This is a genomic window from Neptuniibacter sp. PT8_73 (assembly GCF_047778045.1).
Classification (GTDB): Bacteria; Pseudomonadota; Gammaproteobacteria; order Pseudomonadales; family Balneatricaceae; genus Neptuniibacter.
Genome location: NZ_CP180545.1, coordinates 2,941,298 through 2,963,765 on the forward strand (window position 1 = coordinate 2,941,298; position 22,468 = coordinate 2,963,765).

Sequence of the window (22,468 nt, forward strand, 5' to 3'; positions counted from 1 at the left end):
GTCCCTGCAAATGCCTGATCTAAGTAGTAAATTACGCATTATCATCGCTGCTGCCATTTTAATCCCAATACTCCTGTATTGGGGGTTTTCAGGCTCACCGCAAGAACACAGCACTACCAAGGCTCCCCTATCTGAAAAGATGGATTATTTTGTTGACCAAGCAGCGGTTAAAGAATGGGATTTAAACGGCAAACTCAAACAAGACCTCACAACACCCCGTTTTGAGCATAATCCGAAAGAAAAACAAAATTTTCTGATTGAACCTAAAAGTAATCATTACCGTTCCGACAACTCTGCTATCAACATCTCATCAGAAACAGGGACAGTCCAAGATGATAACAGCCGAATAGATCTTGCAGGCAATGTCAGAGTTATTGATAATTCGGATGTGCGTTCAAGCAAAAAACTAACCACCGAAGCGCTGACTATTTATCCTAAAAAAGATATCGCAGAAACAAATTTACCGGTGAACTTAGAAACTGAATACAGTCTAATGAAAGGCACTGGAATGGATATTAATTTCAACACCCGCGTTTTAAATTTACATTCAAGGGTAAAAGGAACACATCACAATGTTGATTAGGCTATTACAAACGCTTATAACACTTTGCCTGTTTGCATCGAATACTGTTTTCGCCCTGCCTGATGATCAGGACAAGCCAATCTACATCACAGCCGATTCTGCAAGCATCAACGACACCACGGGTATCACAACATACAGAGGCAACGTAATCATCAAACAAGGCTCACTACTAATCGAAGCCTCTATTGTAGATATGTACAGAGCAAACGGAGATGTAGATAAACTCGTAGCCAAAGGCGCTCCCGCCCATTTTCGCCAACAGCAAGAAGTGAATGGCGACTTCACTGATGCTTGGGGTAAACACATGGTTTATCAGGTTAACAAGAAGGAATTGACCATTACACAAAGCGCCAAAGTAATCCAAGCTAAGGATACTTTTACCGGAACTAAAATTGTTTACGATCTAGATAAGTCAATCGTAAATGCTTTTGGTTCAACATCTGCAAACAGCAAAGAAAAAGGCCGCGTCAATATGGTCATTCAACCTTCTAAGAAGAAATAAGGCCTTAGTTAATGAGTTTACTGGAAGCGCGAAATTTAGCTAAGCGCTACAAAGGGCGTGAAGTAGTTAAAGACGTTTCACTAAAAATTAATAGCGGTGAAATTGTTGGGCTTCTAGGACCCAACGGAGCGGGAAAAACCACCTGCTTTTACATGATTGTAGGTCTCGTACAAGCGGACCGCGGCCAAGTCAAAATCAAAGATCAAGATATCACAGCCCTGCCTATGCATGGTCGCGCGCGGGAAGGTATAGGGTATTTACCTCAAGAAGCATCAATTTTTCGCAAACTATCTGTAAAAGACAACCTACTCGCTATTCTTGAAACACGAAAAGATCTAGACAAACGTGCAATCGAGACCAAAATGAATGAGCTGCTGGAAGAATTCCACATCACTCACATCCGCGATAGCCTTGGCATGAGCCTCTCAGGTGGTGAGCGACGCAGAGTTGAAATTGCCAGAGCCCTAGCCACCGAACCGGAATTTGTACTGCTAGATGAACCTTTTGCTGGTGTAGACCCTATTTCAGTGAATGATATAAAGCAAACGATTCGCCACCTACAGTCCAAAGGCATCGGCATTTTGATTACCGACCATAATGTTAGAGAAACATTAGATATCTGCGAAAGTGCCTATATTGTCAGTGAAGGCACTATACTTGCCAATGGCAAGCCTGATGACATTATGAATAACGAAGCAGTGCGCAATGCGTATCTCGGTGATCAATTCACCTTATAAACCCATAAATAGTGATTCGATGATTGTAGCCTCTGGAGTTAGTGCCGCCGTATTATGAAACAAGCGCTTCATTTAAAAATTGGGCAACAGCTCACAATGACACCACAATTGCAGCAAGCGATTCGCCTGCTGCAATTATCTACACTGGATCTTCAGCAAGAGATTCAGGAAGCACTTGAAAGCAATCCGATGCTAGATGTATCTGAAGATGATAACACTCCGGATGCGCCATCGAATGAGCACGATAACAACCTAGAAACTCATCAAAGTGCTGCTGCCGATGAACTAGAGAACAACACTTCGGTTGAACAAGATTTCGACGACTCTCCTGCTGCTGAAGACAACTGGAATGAAAGCATTCCCGAAGAGCTATCGACAGACAGTAACTGGGAAGACACCTACCAATCATCCACACCAACGTTAAGCAAAGAAGATATTGATTCTTTTGAATCAAATGACACGGCGGAAGAAACATTACAAGATCACCTTCATTGGCAGCTAAATTTGACGCCAATGAGCGATCTAGATCGACTCATTGCTACGAACATTATTGATGGCATAAACCCTGACGGTTACTTAACCGTTCCTCTTGAAGAGATTCACGAGCACTTTTTGGAGCAAAACTCCGAGGGTAATGAAGAAGTTGAACTTGACGAAATAGAAGCGGTGCTTCATCGAATTCAACAATTTGATCCGGCTGGTATAGCTTGTCGCGACCTCAGCGAATGCTTAGCTATACAGCTCCGTCAACTTCCATCTGATACACCGTGGCGCGCTGAAGCAATTAAAGTAGTTAATCAGTACATCAAGCTTCTAGGTACCCACGACTATCGCCAATTAATGCGAAAGACACGTCTGAAAGAACCACAACTACAACAAGTTATTCAGCTTATTCAGAGCCTAAACCCTAAGCCTGGCGCTAGCATTAGCCAAACCGCTGCAGAATATGTCATTCCAGATGTTATAGTAACTAAGCAACGCGGTGTTTGGACAGTAAACCTAAATCCAGAAGTTTCGCCTAAACTTAGGATAAACTCCGGTTATGCAGGCTTAGTAAAACGCGCTGATAACAGTTCAGATAACACCTATCTGAAAAACCATCTTCAAGAAGCACGCTGGTTTATTAAAAGCCTACAAAGCCGCAATGAAACGCTCTTAAAAGTGTCAAATGAGATAGTTAAACGACAGTCTGGTTTTCTAGATCATGGTGAAGAAGGCATGAAACCAATGGTTTTACACGATATTGCTGAAGCAGTAGAGATGCATGAATCCACCATCTCCCGTGTAACAACACAAAAGTTCATGCACACACCTCGTGGTATTTTTGAACTTAAATACTTTTTCTCCAGCCATGTAAGTACAGCAACCGGCGGCGCTGCTTCTTCAACAGCGATTCGCGCCCTAATTAAAAAGATGGTCGCTGCAGAGAACACAGCAAAACCTTTGAGCGATAACAAAATCGCGCAGTTCCTCGATGAACAAGGATTCAAAGTAGCTAGACGTACCATTGCAAAATATCGTGAAGCAATGGGAATTCCACCTTCTAATGAGAGAAAGCGTCTGGTTTAATACAAAGATAATAAATAAGGACGGCGGCAAAACGCCTCCACTCAAGTAGGAGAGACCTATGCAGATTAATATTACTGGACATCATGTTGAACTGACTGATTCAATGCAAAACTACGTCCTAGAAAAAATGCAGAAAATTGAGCGTCACTTCGATAACATCACCAATGTTCAAGTAACACTAAGCATCGAGAAACAACGCCAGAAAGCAGATGCAGAGATGCACGTATCTGGTGCACAACTGTTCGCAACTCACGAACACGATGACATGTATGCTGCTATTGACGGCCTAACTGATAAACTAGACCGTCAAGTAATCAAACATAAAGAAAAACTCAAAAATCACAAATAGGCCTCTCGCTACAACGTATTATGTTGGTCCATGAACTATTAACCCCCTCAAGCACCCTTTGCGGTCTTGAGGGCAGCAGCAAAAAACGCATTCTGGAAAAAGCATCTGAAATTATTTCGGAGCAAAACCCAGATTTAGAAGCATCTTGCATCTTCAACGGTCTACATGGCCGCGAAAAATTAGGCAGCACAGGCATAGGCGATGGCATAGCCATTCCCCATTGCCGGCTAGCTGATTGTAATGATGCCAAAGGCTACTTAATCAAATTGGCTCAGCCTATTGATTTCGACGCCATAGACAACAAACCTGTAGATCTTTTGTTTGTTCTCTTGGTACCAGAAGACGCAACCTCTGAACACTTACAAATACTTGCGGCGATCGCTGAACTATTTAGCCAGGAAAGCGCTCGAGAGCGTTTGAGAAGTGTTGAAGGTAACGAAGCACTTTATCAGGCGATTTGCCAACTTAGTTCATAGGATGTGAGATGAAGCTTGTAGTGATCAGTGGTCGATCCGGTTCCGGCAAGAGTACGGCTCTACAAGCCCTAGAAGACATTGGTTTCTATTGCATAGATAACCTTCCAGCATTATTGCTACCTGATTTGGTTCAGCAAATGAGTAGTGAGCCCAGCCATCCTGATCGTATCGCGGTCAGCATTGATGCTCGCAACCTCATTAGCAATTTATCTAAATTCCCACAAATTCTCCTCAACCTTCGTAAAGAACGCTGGGCAGAATATGAAGTTATTTATCTCGACTCATCTGAAGCGACACTTTTAAAAAGATACAGCTCCACCCGAAGAAAGCACCCACTATCTGATGAGCATAAGAATCTACAGCAGTCGATTCAATCAGAGTCTGAACTACTGGAACCCATTGCCAGCCTTGCTGATATTCGAATAGACACAACGCGTCTATCTCTTTACGACTTAAGGGATACCGTTAAACTTCGTGTTGCTAAAAGAAAAGAACAGACTCTTTCAGTTCAATTTGAGTCTTTCGGATTTAAGCACGGCGTTCCTCTAGATGTTGATTTTGTTTACGACGTCCGTGCGCTACCAAACCCTCACTGGATACCTGAACTAAGAAGATTTACGGGACAGGAACAACCGGTCCAAGAGTTTCTAAACAACTCAATTGAAGTAAACGAGATGATCAAGGACATCACAGATTTCCTATCTCGCTGGCTACCCCGTTTTGCCGAAAATAATCGTAGCTATATAACAATTGGAATCGGCTGTACTGGTGGGCAACATCGCTCTGTTTATATAAGCGAACGTCTGGCTTCCCATTTTTCACAGTACATGGATAATATTCATGTTCGCCATAGAGAATTGAGTTAACACTGATGCAAGAAAAAGAACTAGAAATCATCAATAAACTAGGTCTCCATGCTCGCGCTGCAGCTAAGCTCATCGGTATTACTTCTCGCTTCTCTGCTGATATCACTTTAGTGAAAGATGGCCGAGAAGTAGATGGGAAAAGCATAATGTCCGTTATGATGCTAGCTGCTAGCCAAGGCACCACCCTATGCGTAAAGACTCAGGGAGCAGATGAAGAAAGCGCCCTCATGGCTATCGAAGAACTAGTCAATAATCGATTCGACGAAGACGAGTAATAATTTTATACATATCATTGGGTTATCCCTGCCTTTACAATCCGCTATAATCAACGCGTTAGTAGATTTTCTATTTTTCACAGCATCGTGACGATCATTAGCGACGGCATCCTATGGCGCAGACAGAAACCAAGTCTAATCTGGACAAGCTCAATGAAGCACTCGATTGCGGTGAATTTCGCCAGATTCGATTTACGCTAAACCGCGCTCTCCGCCCAACCGAAGTAGCCCGCTTAATTGAAAAATCCCCGCCAAAAGAGCGTCAAATTCTATGGAACTTGATCTCTGAGGAACTAGAAGCTGAAGTTTTACAGCACCTTGGGGATGAAATTCAGGCTGATATCTTAAGCCGTATGAATTCGGAAGAAGTTTTAGCGCTTACAGAATCACTTGATTCAGACGATATGGTTGACGTGCTTCAGCAGCTTCCAAATCGTGTGATGAAAGAAACCCTGCGGATTATGGATAAGCAAAACCGCCGCAGAGTTGAGCAGCTACTATCCTATCCCGAGGATACGGCTGGCGGTCTAATGAACACGGATACAACCACTATCCGTCCTGATATCAGCGTCGAAACTACTTTACGTTATATCCGTCGTCACGATGAAATCCCTGAAATGACGGATAGCTTGATCGTTGTAAGTCGAAAAGATTCTTATATTGGGCTACTACCGCTAACTAAACTGCTGGTGTCAGATCCGTCTATCACGATCCGTGAGATCATGAATACGGATATAGAACCGATCAATGCTGGCATGCCAGATGATCAAGTAGCCTCTCTATTCGAAGAGCATGACTTAGTATCAGCACCTGTTGTTGACGATGATGGTAAACTTCTAGGCCGTATCACAATCGATGACGTTGTCGATGTCATCCGAGAGGATGCTGATCATTCTCTTATGAGCATGGCAGGTCTGGATGAAGATGAAGATACCTTTGCGCCAGTACTGAAAACAACCAGACGCCGAGCGGTTTGGTTAGGCATCAATCTTCTTACCGCTTTTATTGCCTCCGCCGTAATCGGTATTTTTGAAGATACGATTGAAAAAGTTGTAGCTTTAGCGGTTTTAATGCCGATTGTAGCCTCAATGGGTGGTATAGCCGGCTCACAGACCCTAACACTTGTGATACGTGGACAAGCATTAGGTCATGTAGAGCGATCAAACGCAGGCTGGCTATTAAACAGAGAGATTATCGTAGGTGCCCTCAATGGTATTTTATGGGCTCTGGTTATTGCAGTAGTCGCCACGCTCTGGTTCCAAGATATAAATATAGGCATAGTTATCGCCTTGGCCATAGTGATTAACCTCATAGCCGGCGCTATAGCAGGCACCCTACTGCCTATATGCCTAAAATCATTGGGTATAGATCCTGCGCTAGCAGGCAGTGTACTCTTAACAACTATTACTGATGTGGTTGGGTTCTTTGCCTTTTTAGGTCTAGCCACAGTTTTCTACGCCTGAGAAATAACATGAGCGAAAACGACAATTTTGATCACCTACAGTCAGATGCTGAAGAGGAATGGCTGAGTAAGACTGATGTTAAAAAGCAGATGCATGCACTGCAGGATTTAGGTGCAAAGCTGACGAAACTAAATAAAGAGCAACTCGATAAGCTTTCATTAGATGACCGCTTACGCAGCGCAATCGATGAGTTTCACCGCATTAAATCTAATGGCGCTCAAAAAAGACATCTGCAATTTATCGGCAAACTGCTACGTACTGAAGATAGCGAAGAGATTGAACAAGCTATCGGACTATTCGAAGCAGGTCATCAGGCACATACCCAAGCGTTCCATAAATTAGAACGCTGGCGTGACCGATTGATAGGTGAAGGCAACAGCGCCCTTCAAGCCTATGTTGCCGAACATGAAAATGCTGATATCCAGCATTTGCGTCAATTAATTCGCAATGCTCAAAAAGAACAGAAACTGGAAAAGCCACCGGCAGCAGCCAGAAAACTGTTTAAGTATTTACGTGAGGTAGACGGTGTTTAAAAGCCCGCTTTAGCTCTATGCTGCATGACAGGCATGGCACCTCGCCTGTCCTGCACGTCTTTTAAATCAATATCGGCAAATACTAAGCCCTTACCTGCAGACTCTCTAACCGCAAGCACCTCTCCCCAAGGACCCACAATCATCGAGTGTCCCCAACTTTTGCGGCTAGGACTATGTTCGCCCCCTTGGTTAGCTGCTAGAACATAGCATTGGTTCTCTATTGCCCGTGCGCGCAATAAGACCTCCCAATGTGCCTTTCCTGTCACATAGGTAAAAGCCGAAGGTACTGTAATTATATCAGCACCCATTTGGCGTAATCTTTGAAACTGCTCCGGAAACCTTAGATCATAACAAATGGCTAGCCCAATACAGCCAAACGGAGTATCAACAGTAACGAGATCACTTCCCGCTTGAATAAAATCTGATTCCCTATAAGCCGCATGCGCATCAGCCACATCAACGTCAAAGAGGTGAATCTTATTATAAGAGGCTTTCAACGCTCCCTGGCTATCAAAGACTAAGCAGCCAGCCCAAACTTTATCCTTTGTTTCATCACTTCCTTGGCTCAATACAGGTACACTGCCAGCCACAATCCAAAGGCCATATTGCTTTGCTAGCAAAGATAGTAAGTTGTGTATTCTTCGGGTTTTGACTTCATCCCTAGCCAAATCGATAAGCGCACGAGAATCCAGCAGCGCAAAATTCTCCGGCAGGAGTAACAATTTAGCTTCTGATCGAGCAGCCTCTTCCGCGAGTTGTTCAACAGCTTCTAAGTTTGTATCAACACACTCTCCAGAAACCATCTGGGCAACCGCTAACTTAGCCATCATGAAGCTCCTGATCTAGTTCCGGTTGCTCTTTCTTCTGATTGAGATCCACATCGATTTCCGGATTACCCCAATCTCCACTCATACGGTACTTAACCGTAGTGAACTTAGCTAAAGGGTCACCAATCAATTTATCAAAAAGGAAAACCGCACCTGCTACTTGCGGGGCGCCGAGCAATACGCTTACTAGAGGAATGTTATCAGTAACAGGTAAAGCGACTTCAATCTCCTTATCAACCGTTTCGTTTATTAGATTCAGGCTACCGCTCATAGCCATATTGGCAGATGGCCCCGTCATCATGAAAGGAGAGGATGTATACGCAATACCATTTTTAATAGAGTAATCTGCTTTCATCTCATCAAAAGCCACTCCGGTTTTCACGAGATCGGTAAAGTCTAACCTGAGCCTTCGCCCTAATGATTGCAGATTCAAAATACCGAAGATGCGAAGAATATTGCCTGAGTTACCCACATCAAGTAGACGCCCATTCCTGGCCGTAAACTGCATTTCACCATTCGACTTACCCACTTCAAACTTCCAAGGAGCACCACTCCATGAAAGCTGCAAGTATGCATTTAGGCTTTTGGTTTCTAAGGTATCTGAGATACCCCATGCGTCGAGAACTTTGCCAAAGTCCTGACTATCTAGCTTTACAGTTAGATCAGAAAGCTCTTTTCCATTTTTATCCCAACGTAATTCGCCCCGAACTAAAGAACCATGCATATTGCCCGAAATATCTTTCACTACAGCCCCTGAAGGGGTTGGCCTTAATATAAATCGCCAACTTCCCAAAGGAAGCTCATTGAGTTCGAGGTTGTCGACGCTAAAGTCGAGCTTAGGTAAAACTGTAGGATCTACAGGCGGCGTTATCGCTGCACCACTCTGCTCACTATCACTTTCATCTTTCTCAATTCGCAGATGGCCTAGTTTTACCTTATAAGGCCTGTCAGAACCCTCTGGCATCCAGAGTTTGCCACCCACTTGAGGGCTATTAGCTGTTAGCATCCAACCGCCGACATAAGGTGTTAGAATTACTTTAAGCTGATCCAGCACAATATCTTCAAAACTAAACTGGTCAATCTGCAAATCGACTTCTTTTAATAAATTATCCGCTTGAGTAGGCTCAGATTTAGCAGCAGCGCTTTCGGTAAAACCGGCTGTTTGGAAAAACTGCTCCAATTGATCGTAATCGAGCATCGAAACTCGACCGTTTACCCAAATGCCCTGTGTCGTTGGCAAAGAAGGCCTCTCTCCACCTAAAGTGAAGCGCCCTCTAGAGACCTTGTTATTACTATTTAGCATTACGCCACGCAGCTTATTACCTAAGTTAAAACGTACAACACTTCGATCATCTTTAAACTGGCGACCTAAATCACTGATGATGGTTAACTGACTCGATTGAGCGGCCGTTTTTGCAAGTGGCGATGGTGCTGATAAGGCGATACCTTTTAAATCACTTTTGATAACCAACTGATTACAGCTTTTACCCGGACACATATCCAATCGCGCACTATAAGAGAGCTTCCCTTGAGCAACTTTTAAAAGATCTAAGTCCAACCATTTTCGCAAATAGTCCGCTTTCACCGCACCACGGATTTCAATAGCGGTTTTACGTTTCTGGGTACTAATAGCAGCAGTTATACGTTGCTCAAACAATTGTGCATCGAGCTTGTTAGAAGAAAGGCCATTGGAGGAACTGTATCTCACCGACCCATTGATGTTCGAAAAATCAATTCCCTCTTGTTTAGAGTGAAACCTTCCGTTTGCAATGGCGGAATTGACATCGACTTGGGGGATTTTATTACCCTTGAGAGGTAAATCAATCTCAATACGGGTCTCGGTATCGCCTTTCATTTCCCAGGCCGCTAACTCATCACCGACCTCTTTTCGCAGTGGACTTTGAGTTAATAAGCGTTCTATATCTTTTGTTGAGCCATTAACACTACCTGCTATAAGTAGTTTATCAGTAGAAACTGGTAGATGAACCCAAGCGAAATCAATATCAGAACTGTAGATTTTCCCGCCTTTGGCCTCAGCAGTTAATTCTCCATTTCGAAAGAAAACGAAACTATCCGCCTTGTTAATTTCAGGCCAACCCGGCTGATATTCAAAAGACGCCTCACTCAGATCAAAGAACATCTGCACACTAGGTAACTGGTAATCATCCAATCGTGAGCGAGTAACACCATTTAGTACAAACCCCGCCTGATTGATATTCCCTTGCTTAATAGCAGCTACTAACCAATCGTAAGTCTTTATACCCACTTCCTTTGGAGGAATGTAATACTTAGCATGCAAACCATCGCTGTTTTGCATACCGATTTGTAGGTTTAAAAGAGGCTGTTCGTCACGTGAAAAAGGCAGATAAATACTAAAGCGCCCAGACGCAGAAACACCTTCGTTTTTCAAACGAAGTAACTGGGAAGCAACCACCACGCCTTTGTCTTCAAAACGCCAACCTATTACACCTTCAGCATGTTGATACTGCCAGCGGTAATCAAACAACGTAGGGTATTGCATGATGAAATCATCGCTTTGTAGATGAATTTCTCCTCCAGCAATATCTGCTTTTAATAACCCGTTAATTCCTTTTAGCTCAGGCACATCCCCCCAAGCATCAACACCTACATTATTAAGGTCCGCAAGTAACTTAAAATCTGATAATTCAGCATCTTTGCCCCAAGACACCAATAAGTTTTCCAAAATCCCTTCCGCCGATAGCGTATCTACTACCTGAATAGCAGATTTCGGTAAGAAAGGTTGTTTGATGATCAGATCCGATAAGCGCTGCAGATCAATACGGTCGATCATCAATTTTTGTGGTTTGATCGCAATCCCATTTCGAACAAGATCTAAGCTCATTCGGGGCAAGGTAAATTGCTCTTCAGCAGCACCTATTATCAGATCGGTAATCTGCAACTGAAAGCTATGATCTCTTCGCACCAGTGCACTTTGAACGGCAAATTGCTCAAACACATAATCTTGATAAGCAAAATTTTCAATTGAGGTTTTGCCTGTTAGGTACGCTAATTTTCCTTTATAGCTTTGTCCCCAAATTTCCTGTTCAGCCTGCAAACCATCTAACTGAACATCTATTAGTTTTAACCAAGGATTGAGCAACTGCTGATCAAGCCCAGATAGCTTTAGATAAAAATTCGCTGCCTTTTCTGTAGGATCACCTTCAACTTCAGCTACGAACTTCAGATCTGCTTTGCCCGATGCCGTCACTAGGTCCGCATCAACTTTAAGCTGATGCAGTACACCATCATGTTGAAGATGTAGCTGTATCGGCTCAACAATTATTTCATCACCGCTTTTAGGGATCACAACAATACGCGTATTCTCAATATTGATCGCACGCTGCATTAATAGAAAAGATAAAAGGTCGGAGCTTTTATGGGATTTAGCCCCCCGCTCTGTTTTTGCTTCTAACGACGGAAGATCTTGAGTTGATGCAGTAATATCTTTAGAAACAAGTGTTTGATCATACTTCAACGTCAAGCCTTGAAGATCAAACTGAGAAAACACAGGTGTGAGTGCCTTTAACGAGGCCCCTGTATCTAGGGCAACAACACCCTCCAGTAAACCAAAGGAAGCACCTGCTTCTGCTTCTATTTGATCTACCGATACACCACGAAGAGAAATGACGGGCTGCCAGCCTCGCCACTCACCTGCGATGCTTGAAATATGAACTTGCGCAGAAAGTTGTTCAGATAAATTTTGCTGGATATCTAATCGATACTGATCAACATCTTCTACCAAGATTTTGATGCAGAACAGCAAGAGCGCCACAATTGCTGCAAGCGCAGCAAGTCCCCAATACAGGAACCAAAAGACAGAATGAGCGTGGCGTTTCACTAGCAATCCTTTTTAGCTTTAGCGCAAAACAACATCGAAGTTTTCAGCGTTATACATAGGCTCCACCTGAAAACGAATCGTCTTGCCTATGAAAGCTTCTAACTCCGCTACATGGTTGGAAGCATCATCAAGCAGATAATCAACTACAGGCTGCGCTGCTAGTACTAAATAACTATCCGTATCATAGGCCCTATGCTGGCGAAGGATCTCACGGAAGATTTCATAACAAACCGTTTCAGGCGTTTTAATTGATCCTCGGCCCTGACATTCGCTACAAACATCACAGAGCACCTGCTCCAAACTCTCACGAGTACGCTTACGGGTCATCTCAACCAAACCAAGATCGGATACACCTGTAACTTTACATTTCGCATGGTCGCGTTCTAGCACACGTTCTAGCGTTCTAAGTACCTGGCGTTGGTGATCAGCATCTTCCATATCGATAAAGTCGATGATGATAATACCGCCAAGGTTACGTAAACGAAGTTGACGACCGATCGCTGTTGCAGCCTCAAGGTTCGTTTTAAAAATCGTTTCTTCTAGATTGCGATGACCAACAAATGCACCGGTATTCACATCAACCGTCGTCATCGCTTCTGTTTGGTCAAAAATAAGGTAACCACCGGACTTTAGCTCTACCTTGCGCCCTAAAGCTCTTTGAATTTCCTCTTCAACATTAAAGAGGTCAAAAATAGGCCGTTCACCTGGATAATACTCAAGCGTATCAGCAACTTCAGGCACCAGCGTTTTAACAAAGTCTTCCGCTTTTTGGAATGTCTCTTTGGAATCAATTCTGATCTTCTCTAAGCCTGAGTGAGCCATATCTCGTAGCGCCCGCATATTCAGCGGTAGGTCTTCATAGATAACACTTGGCGCTTTAGCTGTTGCGATTTTCTCCTTAATAGAAGCCCATAAACGTCTTAAAAACTGAGTATCAGCTTCCAACTCTGCTTCCGCAGCACCCTCAGCCACCGTACGCAAGATAAACCCAGCAGGCTCGCCATCGTCGGTGGATACAAGTTTTTTCATGATCGCACGTAATCGATCACGCTCTTCCATATCTTCTATTCGTTGAGAAACACCAACATGACTGTTACCGGGCATACACACCAGATAACGAGAAGGAAGAGAAAGGTGAGTAGTTAGGCGAGCACCTTTAGTACCAATAGGATCTTTGGTTACCTGAACAAGCAACGATTGGCCTTGACGAAGCACTTGTGCAATGGAGGTATTAGCCTTTTCTTCATGCGTGGCACTTTGAGAAAGCACCTCTTCAACATGGATAAATGCTGCACGCTCTAAACCAATATCAACGAATGCAGCCTGCATCCCTGGTAAAACGCGTACAACTTTACCTTGGTAAATATTGCCGACAATACCTCTACGATGAACACGCTCTACATATACTTCTTGCGGCATCCCATTTTCGATAACCGCAACCCGAGTTTCCATCGGTGTAAAGTTGATCAGTATCTCTTCGCCCATGCCCTATCCTTAATTCTTTTGCGAATGCCAGATGCGAATACCCGCCTGCACTAACATTTCAGCCGTTTCTGTCAGAGGTAAACCCACTACTGCAGAATAGCTACCCTTAATCTCTTCAACAAACACAGCGCCAAATCCTTGAATACCATAAGATCCAGCTTTATCTTGCGGTTCTCCGGAACGCCAATAAGCTTCACATTCGGCTAGTGAAATTTCCCGAAAACGAACGTTGGTTGTGACTACAACAGATCGCGTTTGTTCCGATGTCACCACCGCAACCGCCGTGAGTACTTGGTGAGTATTACCCGATAGCCTTTGAAGCGTTTCTATTGCTTCATTTTGATCAGTTGGTTTGCCCATAATCCTACCATCAAGCACAACGGTAGTATCAGAACCTAACACTGCTTTAGAGCCATCAGTTAAATCAAAGCAAACGTGCGCTTTTTCAATCGCTAATCGCTCAACATAATCCATTGCTAGTTCAGCATCTCTAACATCTTCACAGATATCAACAGGCTTTACAGAACATTGCACTCCAATCTGATCGAGTAATGCTTTTCGTCTTGGGGAAGCTGAGGCAAGAATCAATTCCATTTAAAGGCCTTCCTTTAGCGTATTCGGAACAAACGGCGAATACCGCGTAAAAAAACAAACAACCAAGGCCATAACAGCCCACTGATTAAGCAAGGCAGAAGGAATATCAAGCTCTCACCCGTATAACCTGTGAACGCCTGCATCCAATGAAACAATAACTGATTGATACCCACCAGCACCATCACCATCATGGCCTGCTGTATGACGGGAAACATTCTAAGTCTTTGATGTAAAAGTAATGTTAAAAAGGCAATTATCGTCAGTGATAGTGCATTTAGACCTAAGACACTGCCCTTAATAACATCTAGAAACAAACCCAAGAAAAAAGCCATCCCCATGCCAACACGATGGGGTAACGCCATGACCCAATAGATAAGGATCATCGCTATCCACTCAGGGCGCGCCCATTCTAGGTAGTAAGGCAGAGGCATCTGACTAAGCATTAAACCGATCAGAAAAGTGGCAAGGATAATTAATCCACCACCCGAAGCAGCAGGCGACCCAGGCGTCACTCACTCACCTCTTGTGATTGTGATAGAGGTTGAGGCTGAGCTTCAATGTCAGGTTCAACTTTAGGTTCTGGCATTTTCACTAACAACAGATGACGAGATTTATCCAACAAAGCCGTCGGCTTAATGGTCACTTTGGTAAACTGTTGACCAGGATCTCGAATCACTTCAGATACAATTGCCACAGGGTAACCACGCGGGAATCGCTGAGCCAAACCCGAAGTAATAACCAAGTCGCCTTTTTCAATATCTGCCGTATCTGGTACATGATTGAGCTCTAACTCATCCAACTGTCCCTTACCAAGCGCTATAGAACGAAAACCATTGCGATTAATTTCTACAGGTAAGGCGTGTCGAGCATCAGTAATCAGCATAACGCGGCTGGTGTAATGAGAGATTTCTGTCACTTGCCCCATCACACCACCAGCATCCAATATAGGCTGACCAACAGTGACCGCATTTTCACTGCCTTGGTTAATAATCACCTGATGCTGGAAAGGATCGGGGTTAACTCCGATCAACTCAACCAATTCAACCTCTTCATCAACCCGTTTACTACCACGAAGTAGCGCTCGCAAGCGGTTATTTTCTTGACGAAGTGCTGCGTTTTGCTGGACTTTACGCTCCAACTGTAACGCCTCGGATTTTAGCTTTGCGTTTTCTTTTATAAGAAGACTACGGTCAACCACAACATCCGAGACCTCACCCGCAACACGGCTTGGAATATCAACAATCCACTGCAACGGCGTTAAAAGTAGGGATAGATAGGCGCGACCTTCTCTGACTTTAGCTGAATAGAGATCAGCAGCCATCAGCGCAAAGGCAAAAATAACTAGGAAAAAGAAAAAACGGCCAGAAGATCGGCCGAGGAATATAGTCTTAATAACTCACCCCCTGACATATGTGGATATGTCGGAGGCAAGCATCAAATATTAGGCTGGAATCAATATCACACATGGGTTAATCATGGCTAACTAGCTCGAAGCCATGCTTATCCAATAGCTCCAGAGCACGACCACCACCACGCGCTACGCATGTAAGCGGGTCTTCAGCAACGATTACAGGTAGACCTGTTTCTTCGCTAATCAAACGATCGATATTACGCAATAGTGCGCCACCACCGGTCAATACAATACCGCGTTCAGCGATATCAGAAGCCAATTCAGGTGGGCATTGCTCCAATGCACTCTTAACAGCTTGAACGATCGCAGATAACGGCTCTTGAAGCGCTTCTAGGATCTCGTTGCTGTTAAGCGTAAAGCTACGCGGAATACCTTCAGCTAGGTTACGACCACGCACATCAATTTCGTGCATTTCGGAAGATGGGTAAGCCGTGCCGATCTCTTGCTTGATACGCTCAGCAGTCGAATCACCAATCAAGCTACCGTAGTTACGACGAACGTAAGTCACGATGTACTCATCAAAACGGTCACCACCTAGGCGAACGGAGTCCGCATAAACAATACCATTCAAAGAGATAACAGCGATTTCGGTCGTACCACCACCGATATCAACAACCATTGAACCGCTTGCTTCATCAACAGGCAAGCCTGCACCGATTGCAGCAGCCATTGGCTCATCGATTAGATAAACTTCACGTGCTCCTGCACCCATCGCCGATTCTTTGATCGCACGACGTTCTACTTGGGTAGATTTGCAAGGCACACACACCAATACACGAGGGCTTGGTGTTAGGAAATTAGTGTCATGAACTTTACTGATAAAGTACTGCAGCATTTTTTCAGTCACGTGGAAGTCGGCAATAACGCCGTCTTTCATTGGACGAATAGCTGTGATGGAACCAGGTGTACGACCCAGCATACGTTTTGCGTCAGCACCTACTGCAGCGACAGATTTTTGATTACCAGTCTGGCGAATCGCGACAACAGACGGTTCATCAAGAACAATATCCTTATCGCGGACATAAATCAGTGTATTTGCAGTGCCCAGGTCAATGGACAGATCGCTGGAAAAAAGACCACGAATTTTCTTGAGCATGTACAGGGAGTCCTAAGAAATTCTGCAGGTATAGCCGCTATATCCTGAAAACACGTAACTCTAACAACGGTAGGCGCTTTGAGCAAGGCGAAAATCAGTAAAACTACTTAAAAACACTGGCTAAATTATCTTCATGAAGCTTTGACGATATGGTAACGTACATCTTTAAGTTTTTTCCCTTTATGCATTCTCATAAAGCCACCCCTACAAGCGAGAGTAAATTATGTCTCTGGATCGCTCTGATGTGGACAAAATCGCCCATCTGGCGCGCCTTCAAATTGAAGAACAGGACACTCCTGAATACGCGCAAAATCTGACAAATATTCTGGATCTGGTTGATCAGATGCAGGCCGTTGATACCACTGATGTATCACCAATGGCACACCCTCTGGATGCTGTACAACGCTTACGCAGCGATGACGTTACTGAAGAAAACAACCGAGAGCAGCTACAGTCTGTAGCACCTGCTGTAGAGAACGGTTTGTTCTTAGTACCTAAAGTTATTGAGTGATACCCATTCAGCCAGAATATTGATTAAGGATAAGTATTCCATGTTTGAAAAAACACTTGCCGAATTAGCTCAAGGGCTGAAGACGGGTGATTTTAGTAGTGTTGAATTAACCCAAGCCTACCTAGAACGCATCAAGGCTGAAGATGGTAAATACAACAGCTACATTACAGTGACTGAAGAGCAAGCTTTAGCTCAAGCTAAAGCAGCGGACGAAGCCATTGCCTCGGGCACTGCTGGTGCATTTACCGGTCTACCGATTGCGCACAAAGATATCTTCTGTACACAAGGCGTTCGCACGAGTTGCGCATCAAAGATGCTTGATAACTTTGTTGCGCCTTACAACGCGACTGTTATTAACAAGTTTAATCAGGCTGGTGCGGTAATGTTGGGTAAAACCAACATGGACGAATTTGCCATGGGCTCTTCCAACGAGAGCAGCTTCTACGGTGCAGCTAAAAACCCTTGGAACACTGACTGTGTACCAGGTGGTTCATCTGGCGGTTCAGCAGCAGCGGTATCAGCGCAACTAGCTCCTGCTGCCACAGGTACAGATACAGGCGGCTCTATCCGTCAGCCGGCAGCGCTTTGCGGTATCACCGGCCTTAAACCAACTTATGGCCGTGTTTCTCGTTTCGGTATGATCGCATTTGCGTCCTCCCTAGATCAGGGTGGTCCAATGACTAAAACCGCAGAAGATGCGGCGATGATGCTAAACGTAATGGCTGGTTTCGATAAGCACGATTCCACTTCTGTAGATCGTGAAGTACCTGATTACACAGCTGACCTTGATAAACCTTTGGATGGCCTACGTATCGGCCTACCGAAAGAGTTTTTCATGGATGACATGGATTCCGATATCGCTGCACACACTCAAGCAGCGATCAAAGAGTTTGAAAAGCTTGGCGCGACAGTAAAAGAAGTTAGCCTGCCAAATACAGCGCTATCTATTCCTGCTTACTACATTATCGCACCAGCAGAAGCGTCTTCTAACCTATCTCGTTTTGATGGTGTACGTTACGGCTATCGCTGTGAAGATCCAGTTGATCTAGAAGATCTATACAAACGCAGCCGTGGTGAAGGCTTCGGACCTGAAGTTAAACGCCGCATTATGGTTGGTGCTTACGCTCTATCTGAAGGCTTCTACGATGCTTACTACAACAAAGCTCAGCAGATCCGCCGTTTGATCCGTGACGACTTCGCTAAGGTACTTACTGAAGTTGATGTCATCATGGGCCCCACAACACCTCACCCTGCCTTTAAACTGGGTGAAAAAACGTCTGATCCAGTAGCGATGTACATGGAAGATATTTTCACAATCTCCCTAAACCTTGCTGGCCTTCCTGGCATGTCTGTTCCTTGCGGCAGTGTTAATGGTCTACCAACAGGTCTTCAGATCATTGGCGACTATTTTGCTGAACAGAAACTGCTAAATATTGCGCATCAGTTCCAGTTGGCGACTGATTGGCATAAACAGACACCACAAGGCATCTAAGAGGTTTATTTACTATGGAATGGGAAGCGGTAATCGGGCTTGAAATTCACGCCCAACTAGCGACAAACTCCAAAATCTTTTCCGGTGCCAGCACAGCGTTTGGTGCCGAACCTAATACACAAGCGTGTGCGGTAGACCTAGCACTACCAGGCACTCTGCCTGTATTTAACGAAGAAGCACTTCGCATGGCTGTTAAATTCGGTCTAGCTGTAGATGCTGAGATCGGCCGTAGATCTGTTTTTGACCGTAAAAACTATTTCTATCCTGATCTACCAAAAGGTTATCAAACCAGTCAATTGTTCCACCCTATCGTAGGCGTGGGTCACATTGATATCACTCTAGAAGACGGTACCGAAAAACGTATTGGCGTAACACGTGCTCACCTAGAGGAAGATGCAGGCAAGTCAATTCACGATGAATTCCCGGGCATGACAGCCATCGATCTTAACCGTGCCGGCACCCCGCTACTTGAGATCGTATCTGAGCCAGATATGCGCAGCGCAGAAGAAGCCGTTGCCTATGTGCGCAAGATTCACTCGATTGTAACCAGTCTAGGTATCTGTGACGGTAACATGGCGGAAGGCTCTTTCCGTTGTGACTGTAACGTATCCGTACGCATCAAAGGTGAAGAAGAGTTTGGTACGCGTACCGAGACTAAAAATATCAACTCTTTCCGCTTTATCGAAAAAGCAATCGCCGGTGAAATCGAACGCCAGATTGACCTGATTGAAGATGGCGGCCGAGTAGTTCAAGCAACGCGCCTGTATGATGCTGAGAAAAACGAGACCCGTGAAATGCGCTCGAAAGAGGAAGCCAACGACTATCGTTACTTCCCTTGCCCAGACCTACTGCCGATCGAGATCGATGACAGCTATATCGAAGCGGTACGCGCTTCTCTACCTGAATTACCGGATGCTCGTAAAACTCGCTTTATCAAAGAGTATAAACTGAGTGATTACGATGCGATGGTTCTTTCAGGTGATCGCACTATGGCGGAGTACTTTGAAACTGTAGCCAAAGCTTCTAAGGACGCAAAAATAGCAGCTAACTGGGTCATGGGTGAGCTATCTAAAATGCTTAACCAAAATGATACGGTTATCGCTGATAGTCCTGTATCCGCTGAGCAACTCGGCGGCCTGCTTGCACGCATTAAAGACAACACGATCTCTGGCAAAATTGCCAAGCAAGTGTTTGAAGTTATGTGGAACGAAGGCGGCAGCGCGGATGATGTCATCGAAGCAAAAGGCCTTAAGCAAGTAACAGACAGCGGCGCTATCGAGAAGATCGTTGACGATGTGATTGCTAACAGCGGTCCTCAGGTAGAACAGTATGTAAATGCTGAGCCAGAGAAACGCGGCAAGATGATTGGCTTCTTCATGGGTCAGGTAATGAAAGCCTCTCAAGGTAAAGCCAACCCAGGCCAAGTTCAAGGTGTACTAAAGCAAAAACTAGATGCACTTTGCTCTTAAGCAAACAATCTAACAAAACTAAAAATGCCGTGCTTAGCACGGCATTTTTAGTTGTATTTTTGCTAAAAAAAACCCATCCGAAGATGGGCAAAAATTCCTAGCATGTGTACATCAATCAAAGGCGATGTTTGTTTATAGATCGAATGATTTACCGATAGTGAAATACATACCATCTGAATCAATATCACTATCAGTGCTCACATAAGCAACACCGAAATCTAGACCTTGGAAAGAAGTGCCGTAACCAAGCTCTGCATAATCACCATCGTAATCTTTACCGTAAGTACCTAGAGTCAGATATGCACCTTCATACTCACCAGTCAGTGCGATGAATGTGTAATCATCATCTGTAGCATCTGCAGAGGTATCATCATCCTCAGTACCAAACGTAGCCTCTAGGCTCAAGAACTCATAACCAAAATTGAAATTCAGCTCATGGAATGAAATATCAGCTTCTTTATAAAAATAACCGGTATAACCTACGCTATAAGAAATATCTCCGAACTCACCTGCATAGCCACCGTAAATATCATACTCTAGCTCATTATCTTCACTAGTTGCTGGATCTGAAGCATCTGTAGGGTTCTCAAAGCCTGCAACCCAAACACCTGCGTAAAGGCCATTGTCAGCTTCATAATCCAAGCCACCACTCATCATCGGACCTTCAGACAGGTCGTAGCCACGGAAGTAGTATTCGCTAGAAGCACCAATATTCGCAGACAAACCTGCCTGCGCTAAAGCTGAAGCAGATAATAGGCCCGCAGCGATCAATGTTTTAGTGGTAGATTTAACCATGATGTTGTCCCCTCAATATAATATTTCACAATTAACTCACATCTAGCACAGTGCGTGCCAACTAGAATATCTATATAAAAAACAACAAGTTAATATGATTAAATTTTTTTTTGAGTGACCATCAATAAACCCATGCACCAAATATGAACTCCATTTTTGTGCACACGCACCAAATATAAGCACATCTCGACATGCCGACTTTCGATATAATCCAACAATCATCAAGAGGTGGCTGCCTAGGCAAGAGCAACCCCTTCTGAAAGGTTATCGAAACAATTGAAGACGCCCATTAGAAATGGCTTTCGAAAATGAGGATTAGGTAGCAGTGGTATCTAATATCTGTATTCATTCCGCTTTTGGTAAAGAACTGCAATCACCAGACCTAGGGCGTTTCTATAAAAGAAATGGCCATAAGGGGCGCATACAATCAGATGATCGTTGCACCTGGCTATCGATAGGCAAAGAGATAGTCGCCGCAGCTAGGCTTTCCACTATCCCACAGCAGTACAATACTGAACAAGGCGCGCTAATAATTCTGAGAGGTTTATGGGTAGGAAAGCAGCACCGAGGGCTAGGCCTAGGCAGATTTTTGTTGAAAGAGATTTGTACTAAGCAAATAAACTCAGATCTTACGCTGTATTGTTTTGCTTATGATGATGCTGTTCTCTTCTACCAAAAACTCGGTTTTAAAACTGCCGTTGAGTCAGCACCCTCTTACCTACTGAAAAAACAAAAAGCCTATTGTAATAGAGGGAGCAAAACTCAGCTTATGGTTTACAACAGATAAGGCACATCTGTGAGTTCACATTCAATGAAGACACTTTGCTCTAACCAATCTGCGACAGAGCCCGCAGAGTCAGATAGAAACTCTCCTATATCTTCAACAATACCCGCAGGGAGAATCATAGGGAAAGGGAGTATTTCCCCCTTATGAGTTGAGATAACGGTCATATGAGGCAATCTTTCAGAATGATCTAAAAGCTGCGAATAATGCTCTTTTGTGAATCGATCATCAGCACCAGAAAGCACCAATACTCGCCTTTTAGGTTGTTCCACAAGCGCTTTATGAAGATCCGACAAAAAACCGTGTGGCGAAGAATCAGCATAAATAACCGGCAAAGATAGATCTTCAACTCGAGGCTGATCATTATTAGCCAACAGGGTTACCAAGGTAACCTCTTCTGGTAGCTGATCCAAGACATACTCAATACAGCGTAAACCAATATCATAGCGCATAGCAGCAGAACGACCTTCGCTGTCCAAGTCACCACCAACATAAACAATCGCGTTAACTTCCATCTGTTAATTAAACCTCAGGGGTTGGTTAATGCCGTTATAAGTATAACCAGAGACTATGATTTCGCTCATTTTCCAATATCAGAGGCCAAGTACACTGTGTTCTTAGCTTAAGATCACTGGTACTATTCCGCTCATTGCGGCCTCACAAGGGCCTGCGGATACCACACATTGTGTACTTAATTATCCGGTTGCGATCCAACCTAGAGGTAAAATCTTATGACTGTTTTTGTTAAAAAGCCCCTACTCTCTTCTCTGATAGTCAGTCAAGTTGAAGCGC

Annotated in this window: 23 protein-coding genes; 14 read left to right on the top strand and 9 right to left on the bottom strand. The window is 44.2% G+C overall.

Annotation, left to right across the window (positions count from 1 at the left end):
- Nucleotides 1-10 precede the first annotated feature (10 nt).
- The 10 genes from lptC (at nt 11) to yjgA (ending at nt 7,353) form a co-directional block, all read left to right on the top strand.
- Nucleotides 11-583 (top strand): LPS export ABC transporter periplasmic protein LptC, encoded by a 573-nt coding sequence (gene lptC, locus ACMXYN_RS13260; RefSeq protein ID WP_415892232.1) that lies wholly within the window; start codon nt 11-13, stop codon nt 581-583.
- A complete protein-coding gene (gene lptA, locus ACMXYN_RS13265) occupies nt 573-1,085 on the top strand; it encodes a lipopolysaccharide transport periplasmic protein LptA (RefSeq protein WP_415892233.1) in 513 nt (170 codons plus the stop codon). Before lptC ends, lptA begins: the two co-directional genes overlap by 11 nt.
- A gap of 11 nt (nt 1,086-1,096) precedes the next feature.
- A complete protein-coding gene (lptB, locus tag ACMXYN_RS13270) occupies nt 1,097-1,822 on the top strand; it encodes an LPS export ABC transporter ATP-binding protein (protein ID WP_415892234.1) in 726 nt (241 codons plus the stop codon).
- Nucleotides 1,823-1,876: 54 nt separating this feature from the next.
- Nucleotides 1,877-3,391 (top strand): RNA polymerase factor sigma-54, encoded by a 1,515-nt coding sequence (locus tag ACMXYN_RS13275; RefSeq protein WP_415892235.1) that lies wholly within the window; start codon nt 1,877-1,879, stop codon nt 3,389-3,391.
- Nucleotides 3,392-3,449: 58 nt separating this feature from the next.
- Nucleotides 3,450-3,740: a ribosome hibernation-promoting factor, HPF/YfiA family gene (hpf, locus tag ACMXYN_RS13280; RefSeq protein ID WP_415882015.1), complete on the top strand. Its 291-nt coding sequence runs from the start codon at nt 3,450-3,452 to the stop codon at nt 3,738-3,740.
- 17 nt (nt 3,741-3,757) lie between these two features.
- Nucleotides 3,758-4,216 (top strand): PTS IIA-like nitrogen regulatory protein PtsN, encoded by a 459-nt coding sequence (ptsN, locus tag ACMXYN_RS13285; RefSeq protein ID WP_415894490.1) that lies wholly within the window; start codon nt 3,758-3,760, stop codon nt 4,214-4,216.
- 8 nt (nt 4,217-4,224) lie between these two features.
- Nucleotides 4,225-5,082 (top strand): RNase adapter RapZ, encoded by an 858-nt coding sequence (gene rapZ / locus ACMXYN_RS13290; protein WP_415892236.1) that lies wholly within the window; start codon nt 4,225-4,227, stop codon nt 5,080-5,082.
- Nucleotides 5,083-5,087: 5 nt separating this feature from the next.
- A complete protein-coding gene (locus tag ACMXYN_RS13295; RefSeq protein WP_415892237.1) occupies nt 5,088-5,357 on the top strand; it encodes an HPr family phosphocarrier protein in 270 nt (89 codons plus the stop codon).
- Nucleotides 5,358-5,470: 113 nt separating this feature from the next.
- Nucleotides 5,471-6,820, top strand: a complete 1,350-nt coding sequence (gene mgtE / locus ACMXYN_RS13300) for a magnesium transporter (RefSeq protein WP_415892238.1) — start codon at nt 5,471-5,473, stop codon at nt 6,818-6,820.
- A gap of 8 nt (nt 6,821-6,828) precedes the next feature.
- Nucleotides 6,829-7,353, top strand: coding sequence for a ribosome biogenesis factor YjgA (gene yjgA / locus ACMXYN_RS13305; RefSeq protein WP_415892239.1), 525 nt, complete (start codon nt 6,829-6,831; stop codon nt 7,351-7,353).
- On the opposite strand, the gene ACMXYN_RS13310 is transcribed toward yjgA, so the two are convergent.
- The 7 genes from ACMXYN_RS13310 to ACMXYN_RS13340 all read right to left on the bottom strand — a co-directional run bounded on the left by ACMXYN_RS13310 (nt 7,350) and on the right by ACMXYN_RS13340 (nt 16,625).
- On the bottom strand, nt 7,350-8,180 hold the full coding sequence (locus ACMXYN_RS13310; protein WP_415892240.1) for a carbon-nitrogen hydrolase family protein: 831 nt from the start codon (nt 8,178-8,180) through the stop codon (nt 7,350-7,352). The genes yjgA and ACMXYN_RS13310 overlap by 4 nt on opposite strands.
- Complete coding sequence (locus ACMXYN_RS13315) at nt 8,173-12,039, bottom strand: YhdP family protein (RefSeq protein ID WP_415892241.1); 3,867 nt, start codon at nt 12,037-12,039, stop codon at nt 8,173-8,175. Before ACMXYN_RS13315 ends, ACMXYN_RS13310 begins: the two co-directional genes overlap by 8 nt.
- 18 nt (nt 12,040-12,057) lie before the next feature.
- Entirely contained in the window at nt 12,058-13,524 is a 1,467-nt protein-coding gene (rng, locus tag ACMXYN_RS13320) for a ribonuclease G (protein WP_415892242.1), read from the bottom strand.
- A 9-nt stretch (nt 13,525-13,533) separates the two neighbouring features.
- Nucleotides 13,534-14,118, bottom strand: a complete 585-nt coding sequence (locus ACMXYN_RS13325) for a Maf family protein (protein WP_415892243.1) — start codon at nt 14,116-14,118, stop codon at nt 13,534-13,536.
- A 14-nt stretch (nt 14,119-14,132) separates the two neighbouring features.
- Nucleotides 14,133-14,630: a rod shape-determining protein MreD gene (gene mreD / locus ACMXYN_RS13330; protein WP_415882024.1), complete on the bottom strand. Its 498-nt coding sequence runs from the start codon at nt 14,628-14,630 to the stop codon at nt 14,133-14,135.
- Nucleotides 14,627-15,439, bottom strand: coding sequence for a rod shape-determining protein MreC (gene mreC, locus ACMXYN_RS13335; protein WP_415892244.1), 813 nt, complete (start codon nt 15,437-15,439; stop codon nt 14,627-14,629). The genes mreD and mreC overlap by 4 nt, the downstream gene beginning before the upstream one ends.
- A gap of 148 nt (nt 15,440-15,587) precedes the next feature.
- Nucleotides 15,588-16,625 carry a rod shape-determining protein gene (locus ACMXYN_RS13340; RefSeq protein WP_007022323.1) on the bottom strand — a complete coding sequence of 346 codons (1,038 nt, stop codon included), beginning with the start codon at nt 16,623-16,625 and terminating at the stop codon, nt 15,588-15,590.
- Between the two features lie 223 nt (nt 16,626-16,848).
- Between ACMXYN_RS13340 and gatC the strand changes: the two genes are divergently transcribed.
- Genes gatC through gatB form a run of 3 tightly spaced genes read left to right on the top strand, consistent with a single transcriptional unit; the run spans nt 16,849 to nt 20,097 of the window.
- Complete coding sequence (gene gatC / locus ACMXYN_RS13345) at nt 16,849-17,136, top strand: Asp-tRNA(Asn)/Glu-tRNA(Gln) amidotransferase subunit GatC (protein WP_415882026.1); 288 nt, start codon at nt 16,849-16,851, stop codon at nt 17,134-17,136.
- Between the two features lie 40 nt (nt 17,137-17,176).
- On the top strand, nt 17,177-18,628 hold the full coding sequence (gatA, locus tag ACMXYN_RS13350; protein ID WP_415892245.1) for an Asp-tRNA(Asn)/Glu-tRNA(Gln) amidotransferase subunit GatA: 1,452 nt from the start codon (nt 17,177-17,179) through the stop codon (nt 18,626-18,628).
- A gap of 14 nt (nt 18,629-18,642) precedes the next feature.
- The gene (gatB, locus tag ACMXYN_RS13355) at nt 18,643-20,097 is read left to right on the top strand and encodes an Asp-tRNA(Asn)/Glu-tRNA(Gln) amidotransferase subunit GatB (protein ID WP_415892246.1); all 1,455 of its coding nucleotides are present in this window, start codon (nt 18,643-18,645) and stop codon (nt 20,095-20,097) included.
- A gap of 132 nt (nt 20,098-20,229) precedes the next feature.
- Here the strand turns inward: gatB and ACMXYN_RS13360 are convergent, their stop codons facing one another.
- Nucleotides 20,230-20,892 carry a TorF family putative porin gene (locus ACMXYN_RS13360; protein WP_415892247.1) on the bottom strand — a complete coding sequence of 221 codons (663 nt, stop codon included), beginning with the start codon at nt 20,890-20,892 and terminating at the stop codon, nt 20,230-20,232.
- 325 nt (nt 20,893-21,217) lie between these two features.
- On the opposite strand from ACMXYN_RS13360, the gene ACMXYN_RS13365 reads away from it, so the two are divergent.
- Nucleotides 21,218-21,679 carry a GNAT family N-acetyltransferase gene (locus tag ACMXYN_RS13365; RefSeq protein WP_415892248.1) on the top strand — a complete coding sequence of 154 codons (462 nt, stop codon included), beginning with the start codon at nt 21,218-21,220 and terminating at the stop codon, nt 21,677-21,679.
- Here the strand turns inward: ACMXYN_RS13365 and ACMXYN_RS13370 are convergent.
- Nucleotides 21,667-22,191 (bottom strand): NTP transferase domain-containing protein, encoded by a 525-nt coding sequence (locus tag ACMXYN_RS13370; RefSeq protein WP_415892249.1) that lies wholly within the window; start codon nt 22,189-22,191, stop codon nt 21,667-21,669. The two genes, ACMXYN_RS13365 and ACMXYN_RS13370, sit on opposite strands and share 13 nt — an antisense overlap.
- Nucleotides 22,192-22,468 lie beyond the last annotated feature (277 nt).